The sequence below is a fragment of the Streptomyces sp. NPDC056373 genome (genome assembly GCF_042262425.1).
In the GTDB taxonomy this organism is placed as follows: Bacteria; Actinomycetota; Actinomycetes; order Streptomycetales; family Streptomycetaceae; genus Streptomyces.
Genome location: NZ_JBHJPX010000018.1, coordinates 112,755 through 123,094, shown reverse-complemented (window position 1 = coordinate 123,094; position 10,340 = coordinate 112,755). Strand labels below are relative to the sequence as shown.

Below are 10,340 nucleotides of genomic sequence, written 5' to 3'. Positions count from 1 at the left end.
ACTCCCACATCGACACCTGTCTCGGGGGCTCGTTTTTTTTTATAAGAGCCCGCACCCGCCCGCGTCCGGTGGCCCCGTGGTGCCCGGGGCCCCCCCGCAACCGCGGGGCGCGGGGTCCGCCGCGTCGCGGACCCGGCGCCCGGTCGTCACCGGCGGCGTCAGCCGGCCGGCTCACGCTCCCAGAGGTAGAAGCGCTGCGCCATGGCGTCCTTGGGGGAACGCCAGGTCTCGGGGTCGTACGCGCTGACGTACGCGGCCAGCCGTTCGCTGACGTCCCGGAACTCGGGGTGACCGGCGACCTTGGCGATGGCGGGACCGGGATCGCGCTCGGCCTCGATCAAGTGCATGTACACATCGCCGAACTGGAACAGGCTGCGCCGTGTCACCCCGACGAGCCGCGGCAGCTCTCCCCGGTCGGACTCCTGGAAGACCTTGGCGATGTCGGGCGCCGATCCGGGGGCCATCCGGGCGACGATCAGAGCTTGGTGCATGGGGTGGGTCTCCGTCCGGCTCAGTCGTTCAGACGGTGCGTCGCACCGCGCTCCGCTGCGATCTTCTCGATGCGGTCGCGGATCAGGGCCATCTGCACCTTGGAGTTCCGGTTGATGTTGTCGGTCATCCACTCGTCGTCGACCGGCGCGTCCGGCTTCATCGCGAAGTCCTGTGTCCAGACCATGCGCGTGCCGGCCGGTACCTCCTCGTACCGCCAGTGGATGTCCATGTGGTCGAAGGGGCCCGTCTCGACCCGGCGGGCCTTGACCGTGAGCGTCTCGCGGTCCGGCTCGCGCTCCGAGACCCAGCTCCACACGGTGCCGTTCTCGTCCGGGTGCATGGTCAGCCGGAAGGTCGTCCTGTGGCCCTGCCGGGACAGGATCTCGACGGAGGCGTACTCGCTGAACAACTGCGGCCAGTTCTCCAGGTCGTTGGTCACCTCCCAGACCAGGTCCAGGGGTGCCGCGATGGTGATCTCGTTCTGGGTGTGTCCGGTCATTTCATGCTCCTGTCAGCAGTGCGCTGTTGACGAGGTCGAGAAACTGCCGGGGTGTCTTGGAGCGTTCGGCGTCGGTCGGCATCGGCGTGCCGTACCGGTTCTCCAGCTCACCCACGATGCCCAGCAGCCCCAGCGAGTCGACGCCGAGGCCTTCGAAGGCCGTGTCGTCGCGGCGGAGTTCCTCCGGCGTGACGGTGACACCGGTGCATTTCTTCATGAGCTCGGCCAGCTCTTCCACAGTGATGCGGTCGGTCATGCCGTTCCCTTCCTCTCCTGCTCCGCGGCGCCTCACCGCGAGGCGCCGGTGACGCCGTGCCGCAGCACGAGCGCCGAGTTCGACCCCATGAGTCCCCGGCTCAGCACCAGTGCCGTGCGTACCTCGGCGGTACGGGCCCGGCCGGTCACGAGGTCGAGGTCGTGGCAGATGTCGAAGACATGGGGGGTGGGCGGGATCAGTCCGTGCTCCATCGAGAGCACCGCCGTCGCGGCGTCCATCAGCGGCGCCGCGCAGTAGGCCCGGCCGATCCCGGTCTTCGGCGCGGTGACGGGCACGCGGGTGCCGTGTGCCCCGAGAGCGTCGGCGATGGCCAGGGCCTCGGCGCGGTCCGCCTCCGGTACGCCGAGGGCGTCGGCGAAGACGACGTCGATGTCCTCGGGAGCACAGTCGGCCTCGGCCAGGGCTCCTCGGACGGCCTCGGCGAGTCCTTCCCGGGACGCCTCCCAGCGGGAGGCCCCGGTGAAGGTCGCCGCGTGTCCCGCCAGGTGGGCCCGCACGCGTGCACCCCGCTCCCGGGCCATGCCCTCGGCCTCCACCACGACCATGGCGCCACCCTCTCCGGGCACGAACCCGCAGGCCGAGGACGTGAAGGGACGGTAGGCACGGGTCGGGTCGTCGACCGTGCTGAGCTCTGGATAACCGAGCTGGCAGACCATCGAGTAGGGCGCGATCGGCGCCTCGGTGGCACCGGTCACGATCACGTCGGTGCCGCGCCGCACGGCCCGCGCCGCGTGGGCGAGGGCGTCCAGGCCGCCGGCCTCGTCGGCGGCGACGACCGAGCAGGGACCCTTGAAGCCCCGGCGGATGGAGATCTGGCCGGTGCTGGCGGCGTAGAACCAGGCGATGGACTGGTAGGGGCCGACGAAGCGACTGCCCTTGCCCCACAACTGCTGGAGTTCGCGCTGCCCGAACTCGCCGCCGCCGGAACCGGCCGCGGTGACCACGCCCACGGAGAACGGCGCCTCGTCGGTCTCGGTCCGGTGCAACTGGGCGTCGTCCAGCGCGAGGTCGGCCGCGGCCATCGCGAAGTGGGTGAAGCGGTCGGTCTGGACCAGGAAGCGTTCCTCGATGGCCGCCGACGGGTCGAAGTCGCGCACCTGGCCCGCCACCCGCAGCGGCAGGTGCTCACAGCCCTCCCGGGTGATCCGCTCCAGGGCGTTGATGCCCTCCGTGGTGGACTTCCAGAAGGTCTCGGTACTGGCTCCGTTGGGCGCGACCACACCGATTCCCGTGACCGCCGCGCGCCGTGTGCGGGGTTCGCTCATCGTGTCTTCTCCCTCGGCCGGTTCATGACCACCGCGGACTGGAAGCCACCGAATCCGCTGCCCACCGAGAGCACGCTGGCGAGCTCGCGCTCGCGGGCGACGCGCGGAACGTAGTCCAGGTCGCATTCGGGGTCGGGCGTCTCGTAGTTCGCGGTCGGCGGTACCACCTGGTGGGCCAGGGCCAGCACACAGGCGACGAGTTCGATCGCTCCGATGGCGCCCAGGGAGTGGCCCACCATCGACTTGATGGAGCTCATGGGGGTGTCGTAGGCGTGCGGGCCCAGAACCCGTTTCACCGCGGCGGTCTCGTGACGGTCGTTCTGCTTGGTGCCCGACCCGTGCGCGTTGACGTAGTCGATCGCGGTGGGGTCGAGCCGAGCGCAGTCCAGTGCGTCCTCGATCGCCCGTGCCATCTCCAGGCCTTCGCTGGTCAGGCCGGTCATGTGGTAGGCGTTGCCGAAGGTGGCGTATCCGCCGAGCTCGCAGTAGACGTGGGCGCCGCGGGCCCTGGCGTGCTCGAGCTCCTCCAGGACCAGGACGGCGCCGCCTTCGCCCATGACGAACCCGTCGCGGTCGGCGTCGAAGGGACGCGAGGCGTGGGCCGGGTCGTCGTTGTTCGGGGAGGTGGCCTTGATCGCGTCGAAGCACGCCATGGTGATCGGGGAGATCGGCGAGTCCGAGGCGCCGGCTAGGCACACGTCGGCCCGGCCCTCCTGCACGGTGTGGAAGGCGTATCCGACCGCGTCGAGCCCGGAGGTGCAGCCTGTGGAGACGGTCTGCACCGGGCCGCGCGCCCCGAAGCGCTCCGCCACCGTCGAGGCGAGTGTGCTGGGCGAGAACGCGCGGTGCAGTTCCGGGCCCGCCTTGCGGTGGTCCACGTCCCAGTGCTGTCCGCTGCTGCTGACCAGGACGTAGTCGTGCTCCAGCCGGGTGGTGCCGCCGACGGCGCTGCCGAGCGAGACGCCGACACGCCACGGGTTTTCGGCGCTCACGTCGAGACCGGCATCCCGTACCGCTTCGTCGCCCGCGACCATGGCGAACTGGATGTAGCGGTCGCAGCGTTCCACGTCCCGTGCGTCCAGACCGTGGGCAGCCGGGTCGAAGTCGCACTCGGCGGCGATCCGGGAACGCAGACCGGACGGGTCGAAGAACGTGATGGCCCGCGTGGCCGTACGCCCGGTCTCCAGGAGATTCCAGAAGGCCGGGACGCCTATGCCGCCGGGGGCGACGATGCCTATGCCGGTGACCACCACTCGTCGCGTCATGACCGGACCTGACGTCGTGCGGCTGCCTCCGCCCCCACCACCGCGGACTCGGCGTCGGTTCCCTCGGTGTCGACGTGGCCCAGCGGCGGGCTCGGTGCCAGCGGACCGAGGTGGAAGACCATCCGTGCCTGCACGTCGCCGACGTTGCGGAAGCGGTGGCGCACGTTGAGGGGGATCAGCAGCCCCTGCTCGGGCTGCAGCGGGTGCGGCTCGCCGTCGAGGTCCACCTCCAGCTGCCCGCACACCACGTACACGAACTCCTCGGAGTACGGGTGGTAGTGCTCGGCGATGCGGTCACCGGGCTCGATGAGGGCCACGCCCATGAAACCGCTGGTGGCGCCGACGGCGGCCGGAGTGAGCATGGCCCGCAGGTCACCGCCTCGCCGGCGGTTGGGCTCGACGTCGCTCATGCTCACGATTCTGGGACGAGATGTGATCACGCGTTCCTCCGTTGATGTGCTGCACGACCGTGGGAGAGGCGGTGCCCGCCTCTCCCACCAGGCGGTGAATCAGGCGTCGGGCGACCGGCGGTCGGTGACGAGCTCCATGCGGGCGATGTCGAGGAGGCGCGCCATGCCGGCGTCCTTCGACGCGGTGGTGTCCGTGCCCGCGTCGTCGAGGAGCGTCGTCAGTTCGGCCACCTGCGCCGAGTCGGTGAGCCCCAGGATCTGGGCGGGGTCGGCGGCTTCGAGCCCGTCGCGCACGTCGATGAGCCGTACGACGACGTCGTCGCGCTGGAAGATGGTGCTGCGCAGGACCGGGCTGCGCGGGTCCTCCGCCGCCGCCTCGTCCCTGCGCGAGAGGACTTCGGCCAGCTTCATGCCGAGGTCCGGCCGGGCCGGGTAGTACAGGGCGTACCGCTCGGCCTGAGGGTCCTGCCGCCCCGCCATCACGTGGTGGACGGCCGGCAGCGCGGCCCTGGTGAAGAAGACCCGGGCGGACTCGGGGTCGTCGAGGTCCCGGTCCTGCTCCAGATGGGGGTTGATGGCCTCCTCGACGGCCCGGACCTCGGGCTGCCGGGCGACGTGACGCAGCGCGGCCAGCAGGTCGCCCCGTACCTCGATGGCCCGCACCACGCGGTTGCCGTGCATGAACAGGGAGGTGCGGCACAGCCGGGTGGTGTCGTCGACCTGCGGCTCGGGCGAGGCGTAGTCGGAGAGGATCTTGGCGACGATCTCCTCGCTGCCCGGCTTGACGGTGAACGTGAGGGCGTGCCGGATGACGCCGTCGCCGATCCTGGGCGCCGTCTGGAGCCGGCGTTCCGCCGGGTCGGCGTCCGCCGCCGGGCCGCCGGTCTCGCGGACGACGTGGAAGCGCAGGGACCGGGTGTCGCGCACGCAGCTGTGCAGCGGCTCCACCATCCGCACGTGTTCCTCGCTGTTGACCCAGGCGAGGAACGGCGGGGCGCTCTCCCACTCGCTGGTGATGAGCCATTGCGAGGGGTTCTCGATCGACTGGCACAGCTGGTCGCTGACGTGCCCGGGGACGGACGCGACCTGGTTGCACAGCTGTTCGTAGGCGTCGAGGAACTCCTGGTGGGCGCCGTCGTGGACGTCGACCAGGAGGACGACTCGGAGCCGGGAACCGTCGAACACGGACTGCGAGACATGGTGCGACGCTTGTTGCGCCCGCGAACCTGCAACCCGTTCGGATGTGGTGGTCATCCTGCGCACATCTCCTTCGCGGAGGGGAAAGTGAACGTTGGCCGCAGTGATGCGACGTCAGCGTTCCTCGATCCTGTGCCCGTCCCCGCACATCGCGCGACTCGGACGAAGTACGTGAGTGACAGGGCGGATGACGAGCGGACCCGCTGGGCGCGGGGGACCTCGGCCGTCGGCGTGCTCCTCGGCCCGCCGGTCGCGGTCCTCCGCTCAGGTGATGCGCGCGTCCGCGGTCCCGGCGTCCTTCTGCCCGTGTCACCGTCTTCGCCACCGGCGTCAGAGGCGCCGGTGGCGAAGACGGCCGAGGCCGCCGCCGGGGGGGGCAGGACTCACGCAGAAACCACCGCCGCGGGCTGGGCGCGCGGGCTCAGGCGACCGCCAGCCCGGTCCTCAGGACCTCGCGCAGCACCGCCTCGGCCCGCGCGTCCGGACCCGGTGACCGCCACAGGACGAAGCCGTCGGGCCGGACGAGCACGGCACCCCCCGGCCCCGTGCCGTGGCGCTCCGCCCAGTCGGTCGCGTCCTCGGGCGCCAGATCGGCCTGGGCTCCGGTGCCCACCCGGTACGACTGGAGCGGGAGGGACAGTTCGCCGGCGAGGCGCACGGCGGCCGTGTGCCACTCGTTCGGCTCCGAGGCGTCGCTGAGCAGGACGAGGGACCGCTCGTAGAGGTCGAGGGTCGAGATCCGTTCGTCCCCGCGGCGCACCCACAGGTGCGGCGCCCTGCTGCCGGGTGCGCCGGTCAGGTCGAGGCTCTCCGGCACCACCGGGGCCGCGGGGTCGGCGCCGACGACCGCACCCTGCGGGTAGCGGTAGCCGAGGGCCACGTTGAGGATTCCCTGCCGTGGGCCACCACCGCCCGCTCCGGGCGGGGCGGCGAATCCCGGGTGGCTGTGTTCGGCCGACCGGGCCGCGGCCCGCGCGCTGGTGGCCTCGGCCACGGGCCGACGCTCGGCGTCATAGCTGTCCAGCAGTTCCTCGCCGGCCCAGCCGTCGAGTACGGCGGCCAGCTTCCAGGCGAGGTTGTGGGCGTCCTGGATGCCGGTGTTGGACCCGAAGGCCCCGGTGGGGGACATCTCATGAGCCGAGTCACCGGCGAGGAACACCCGCCCCGACCGATAGCTGCGGGCAACCCTCTGGGCGGCGTGCCAGGGCGCCTTGCCGGTGATCTCCACATCGAGGTCCGGCACGCCCACCGCCCGGCGGATGTGTTCGGCGCACCAGTCGTCCGTGAACTCCTCCAGCGACTGCCCGTGCTCGGGGTGCCAGGGGGCGTGGAAGACCCAGTTCTCCCGGTTGTCCACGGGCAGCAGGGCGCCGTCGGCCTCCGGGTTGGTCAGGTAGCAGACGATGAAGTGGCGGTCGCCCACGACGTCGGCGAGGCGGCGCGAGCGGAAGGTGAGGCTGACGTTGTGGAACAGGTCGCCGGGTCCGCTCTGGGCGATGCCGAGCTGCTCACGCACGGGACTGCGGGGGCCGTCCGCGGCGACGAGATAGTCCGCGCGGATGGTGGTGTGCTCACCTGTCTCCCGGCTCTTGACCACGGCGGTGACACCGGTGAGGTCGCTGTCGAACGACATCAGTTCGGTGGAGAAGCGCAGGTCGCCGCCGTGCCCGCGGGCGTGGTCGAGCAGGACCGGCTCGAGGTCGTTCTGGCTGCACAGGCACCAGGCGCTGGGGCTGAAGCGGGCCAGCCCGCCGCCCGGGTCGATGTCCCTGAACAGCCACTCGCCCGCGTCACCGACCAGGGTGGGCGCCTGCAGGATGCCGTGGTTGACGGACAGGGTGGCGGCGGCCTCCTGGATCGCCTTCTCCACCCCCGCCACCCGGAACAGTTCCATGGTGCGGACGTTGTTGCCCCGGCCCCGCGGGTGGATGGAGGTGCCCGCGTGGCGCTCCACCAGCAGGTGCCGTACGCCCAGCCGCCCCAGGAACAACGAGGTCGCCAGGCCGACCAGGGAGCCGCCCACGATGAGGACCGGGACGTCGATGGTGTGGGGGCCCGCCTGCCCGGCTCGTTCTTTCATCACTCTCGCCTCCAGTGCGTCGGTGCCGCCGGCCCTGCCGGTTGCGGCGGCGATCCTCATCCATGCCCCGGGGAGGTGACGGCGGCTCAGGCTTCACCCGCGTGCTTCGCGGCACGGCCCTTCGGGAGAGCGGGGGGGGATCGCACCGCGCAGGGACGGTCAGTCGCCGACTCGTCCGGCATCGACACGCTGCCCACGGGAGTCGTCCACGATGACGGGCACGCCATCGGGGATCTGCCCCCGAAGCCGGTCGAGCAGCGGCTGCACCGGGGGAAGGTCACCGGGGAGGCGGACATGGATGTGCATCGTCCGCGAGACGGCGTCGACGCCGGTGACGGATGCGCCCGGCTGGTTCGCGAGCCACTGCTGCGCCGCTGTCTTCGCGCGCCCCGTCCAGATCTCGAGCAGAAGCGTGAGCGCGGTGTTCGCGGCCAGGGGGATGAACACGGCGGCGAAGAGCAGTGCCATGGCCGTGTACGCCCGGCGCGCGGGGCCGCCGGCTGCCTTCACGGTTGCTCGGTCGTGGCCGAGGCCCGCGAAGATCACCATGCCGCCGAACACCAGGGCGAAGAAGTTGGACACGAAGAGCACCAGGGCGCCCAGAGCCGGCCACCCGTCCAGCTGTCCCAGGCACACGCCCGACACCACCAGGGGCGGGACGAGCGAGATGGCGATCGCGACCCCGGGCAGCACGGCGGCGACGTCCCGTCGGGCGAGTGCGACCGCGCCGGCGAGACCCGTGGCCAGGGCGGCGACCAGGTCCAGAAGCCCTGGTGACGTCCGCGAGTGGATCTGGCTGTTGGAGAGCAGATCGTAGTCGTCGGGGAGCACCTGCGAGAACACCGTGCCGAGTGCGATGACCAGGACGCACGCGCACAGGACCACGCCGAGACCGCCGGTGCGTCGGCGTCGCACCGAGCCGAGGGCGATCCCCATGATCGGTGTCGACAGGGGCGCGATGATCATCGCTCCGATCACGGTCGCCGTCGAGTCCGTCAGGACCCCGCAGGCTGCGATGACCGACGACAGCGTCAGCATGGTCCAGAACGCCGAACGTTTGGACCGGGTGTCCCCGGACGACAGATCCAGGTCCTCGGCCAACTCCTGAAGCGAGCGGCGTTGGGGAACCGGCAGAACGAGGGCGACGACACCGCGGGTCATGCCTTCAAGAAACCACAGCGGTCACGCGCACCCCGGCCAGGACACGGCCGTCCTCGCCGACTCCGCCGTACTCCCCGAACGAGCCGGGCCGGCGCCCCTCCTACGGAGTGCGAGGCCCACGGCCCGGTGCTGGAATGGTGGCGGGGGCGGCAGGAGACAGCCGCGAGAGCCAGAGGTGACACCATGAGCGAGGAACTCGGAGACGTGGGGCCCATCGACTACCTGGTCGTCGAGTTCCCCGGCAACCGTATGACCGGTGAGGGCTTCCCCCTCCTCGTCGATCTTGTGGACCGCGGCCTGATCCGGATCCTGGACCTGATGTTCGTCAGGAAGGACGACGACGGAACGGTGACCGGCATGGAGATCGCCGACCTCACCGGAGACGGCAAGCTCGACCTGGCCGTCTTCGAGGGCGCTTCGTCGGGTCTGCTGGGCCAGGACGACATCGAGGAGGCCGCCACCGCGCTGGAGCCCGGCTGCTCCGCGGGCATCCTGCTCTACGAGAACGTGTGGGCCGCGCCCTTCGCCGCCGCCCTGCGCCGTGGCGGGGCCAGGATGGTCGCTTCGGGGCGCATCCCGGTCGATGCCGTCGTCGCGGCCCTCGACGCGGCCGAAGCGGCTCGCTGAACGGCGTTCGCCAACGCCGACGACCAGGAAGGGAAACAGCCATGCCAGGTCTGATTCGCGGGGTCGCTCGAACCGCCGTCGTCGCCGGGACGGCGACCGCCGTGTCGAACCGCGTGACCCGACGTCAGCAGGGCCGATGGGCAGCGCAGGAGGGATACGGGGCGTACGCGCCCGCGCCGCAGTCCGCCGCCGAACCGCCGGCTCCGGACATGACGGACAAGATCGAACAGCTGAGGCAGCTCGGTGAGCTCAGGGATCGGGGCGTGCTCACCGAGGCCGAGTTCGAGGAGCAGAAGCGCAGGTTGCTGCAGGCGTGATCAAGGTCGGTCGCCGGGAGGCCGGAGCGGCCTGACCACCTGTGCTGCGGACAGCCGGTGGGGAAGGGCCGCTCCGACCTCCCCAGGTGTCGCGGCCCCTCCCGTCCAGCGGCAAACGCTTACCCCGAGATGCGGGGCTCACTCCTCACCCCCGTCGGCGCTCGTCCGACGGCTTCCGCCGGCCCCGTACCTCTCATGTCTCACCGTTCAGCGCCGGGGCCGGTCCCCCGGCCCCTCCAGGGCTCCCTGCAGTTCCCTGAGCGCGGGCAGGGCGTCCTCGATGGCCCGTCGGCTTCGCGGTGTGAGTGCGGTCAGGGCGCTCCTCAGCTCCTCCGTGCTCACTCGGTCGTACCGGTCGAGGAGATCGAGAGCGTGCGGGGAGGCGACGAGGGTGACCGTGCGCAGGTCGGTCACCGACGGCCTGCGTTCGACGAGACCCGATGCGGTCATGGTGCGGACGAGGTTGCTGACCGTCGAGGAGGCCACTCGCAAACGGGAGGCGACGTCACGTGGCGCGAGGGGTCCTGCCTCGGCCAGGACTCTCAGGAGTTCGATCTGGGCTTCGGGAAGATCCGGCAGGTCTTCCGCACGGCGGGTGCGCAGCAGCACGGCTCGCCTGAGGGGCCCGATGAGGCGGCCGAGATCAGTCGCGGTGTCCATGGGTTCATGATGCCCTGCACATTGTTTTGCCACAAAATAGTTTTGTGGCAAAGTTGAGTGGTACCGCAATGTCGTACCGCAACGACCACG

12 protein-coding genes are annotated in these 10,340 nt (G+C 71.0%); 2 read left to right on the top strand and 10 right to left on the bottom strand.

The window, feature by feature from the left end:
• Nucleotides 1–158: 158 nt before the first annotated feature.
• The 9 genes from ACFCXS_RS32725 to ACFCXS_RS32685 all read right to left on the bottom strand — a co-directional run bounded on the left by ACFCXS_RS32725 (nt 159) and on the right by ACFCXS_RS32685 (nt 8,646).
• Nucleotides 159–491 (bottom strand): TcmI family type II polyketide cyclase, encoded by a 333-nt coding sequence (locus ACFCXS_RS32725; protein WP_376646977.1) that lies wholly within the window; start codon nt 489–491, stop codon nt 159–161.
• A 20-nt stretch (nt 492–511) separates the two neighbouring features.
• Complete coding sequence (locus ACFCXS_RS32720) at nt 512–991, bottom strand: SRPBCC family protein (protein WP_362245942.1); 480 nt, start codon at nt 989–991, stop codon at nt 512–514.
• A gap of 1 nt (nt 992) precedes the next feature.
• Nucleotides 993–1,247 (bottom strand): acyl carrier protein, encoded by a 255-nt coding sequence (locus ACFCXS_RS32715; protein ID WP_376646976.1) that lies wholly within the window; start codon nt 1,245–1,247, stop codon nt 993–995.
• A 32-nt stretch (nt 1,248–1,279) separates the two neighbouring features.
• Nucleotides 1,280–2,533: a ketosynthase chain-length factor gene (locus tag ACFCXS_RS32710; RefSeq protein WP_376646975.1), complete on the bottom strand. Its 1,254-nt coding sequence runs from the start codon at nt 2,531–2,533 to the stop codon at nt 1,280–1,282.
• Nucleotides 2,530–3,798 (bottom strand): beta-ketoacyl-[acyl-carrier-protein] synthase family protein, encoded by a 1,269-nt coding sequence (locus ACFCXS_RS32705; RefSeq protein ID WP_376646974.1) that lies wholly within the window; start codon nt 3,796–3,798, stop codon nt 2,530–2,532. Before ACFCXS_RS32705 ends, ACFCXS_RS32710 begins: the two co-directional genes overlap by 4 nt.
• Nucleotides 3,795–4,238: a cupin domain-containing protein gene (locus ACFCXS_RS32700; RefSeq protein WP_376646973.1), complete on the bottom strand. Its 444-nt coding sequence runs from the start codon at nt 4,236–4,238 to the stop codon at nt 3,795–3,797. The genes ACFCXS_RS32705 and ACFCXS_RS32700 overlap by 4 nt, the downstream gene beginning before the upstream one ends.
• 69 nt (nt 4,239–4,307) lie before the next feature.
• Nucleotides 4,308–5,462, bottom strand: coding sequence for a SchA/CurD-like domain-containing protein (locus ACFCXS_RS32695; RefSeq protein WP_376646972.1), 1,155 nt, complete (start codon nt 5,460–5,462; stop codon nt 4,308–4,310).
• A 364-nt stretch (nt 5,463–5,826) separates the two neighbouring features.
• A complete protein-coding gene (locus ACFCXS_RS32690) occupies nt 5,827–7,485 on the bottom strand; it encodes an FAD-dependent oxidoreductase (protein WP_376646971.1) in 1,659 nt (552 codons plus the stop codon).
• A gap of 159 nt (nt 7,486–7,644) precedes the next feature.
• Complete coding sequence (locus ACFCXS_RS32685) at nt 7,645–8,646, bottom strand: TIGR00341 family protein (RefSeq protein ID WP_376646970.1); 1,002 nt, start codon at nt 8,644–8,646, stop codon at nt 7,645–7,647.
• 183 nt (nt 8,647–8,829) lie between these two features.
• Here ACFCXS_RS32685 and ACFCXS_RS32680 point away from each other — a divergent pair, with 183 nt between their 5' ends.
• A complete protein-coding gene (locus ACFCXS_RS32680) occupies nt 8,830–9,273 on the top strand; it encodes a DUF6325 family protein (protein ID WP_376646969.1) in 444 nt (147 codons plus the stop codon).
• Nucleotides 9,274–9,314: 41 nt separating this feature from the next.
• Entirely contained in the window at nt 9,315–9,590 is a 276-nt protein-coding gene (locus ACFCXS_RS32675) for an SHOCT domain-containing protein (protein WP_376646968.1), read from the top strand.
• Between the two features lie 207 nt (nt 9,591–9,797).
• Here the strand turns inward: ACFCXS_RS32675 and ACFCXS_RS32670 are convergent, their stop codons facing one another.
• The gene (locus ACFCXS_RS32670) at nt 9,798–10,250 is read right to left on the bottom strand and encodes a MarR family winged helix-turn-helix transcriptional regulator (RefSeq protein ID WP_376646967.1); all 453 of its coding nucleotides are present in this window, start codon (nt 10,248–10,250) and stop codon (nt 9,798–9,800) included.
• Nucleotides 10,251–10,340: the final 90 nt, after the last annotated feature.

Bases quoted from the DNA above. Each gene is read 5' to 3' on its own strand.
- ACFCXS_RS32725 (WP_376646977.1), bottom strand. From the start codon at position 491: ATGCACCAAGCTCTGATCGTCGCCCGGATGGCCCCCGGATCGGCGCCC.
- ACFCXS_RS32675 (WP_376646968.1), top strand. From the start codon at position 9,315: ATGCCAGGTCTGATTCGCGGGGTCGCTCGAACCGCCGTCGTCGCCGGG.
- ACFCXS_RS32695 (WP_376646972.1), bottom strand. From the start codon at position 5,462: ATGACCACCACATCCGAACGGGTTGCAGGTTCGCGGGCGCAACAAGCG.
- ACFCXS_RS32705 (WP_376646974.1), bottom strand. From the start codon at position 3,798: ATGACGCGACGAGTGGTGGTCACCGGCATAGGCATCGTCGCCCCCGGC.
- ACFCXS_RS32670 (WP_376646967.1), bottom strand. From the start codon at position 10,250: ATGGACACCGCGACTGATCTCGGCCGCCTCATCGGGCCCCTCAGGCGA.
- ACFCXS_RS32690 (WP_376646971.1), bottom strand. From the start codon at position 7,485: ATGAAAGAACGAGCCGGGCAGGCGGGCCCCCACACCATCGACGTCCCG.
- ACFCXS_RS32720 (WP_362245942.1), bottom strand. From the start codon at position 991: ATGACCGGACACACCCAGAACGAGATCACCATCGCGGCACCCCTGGAC.
- ACFCXS_RS32710 (WP_376646975.1), bottom strand. From the start codon at position 2,533: ATGAGCGAACCCCGCACACGGCGCGCGGCGGTCACGGGAATCGGTGTG.
- ACFCXS_RS32685 (WP_376646970.1), bottom strand. From the start codon at position 8,646: ATGACCCGCGGTGTCGTCGCCCTCGTTCTGCCGGTTCCCCAACGCCGC.
- ACFCXS_RS32715 (WP_376646976.1), bottom strand. From the start codon at position 1,247: ATGACCGACCGCATCACTGTGGAAGAGCTGGCCGAGCTCATGAAGAAA.
- ACFCXS_RS32680 (WP_376646969.1), top strand. From the start codon at position 8,830: ATGAGCGAGGAACTCGGAGACGTGGGGCCCATCGACTACCTGGTCGTC.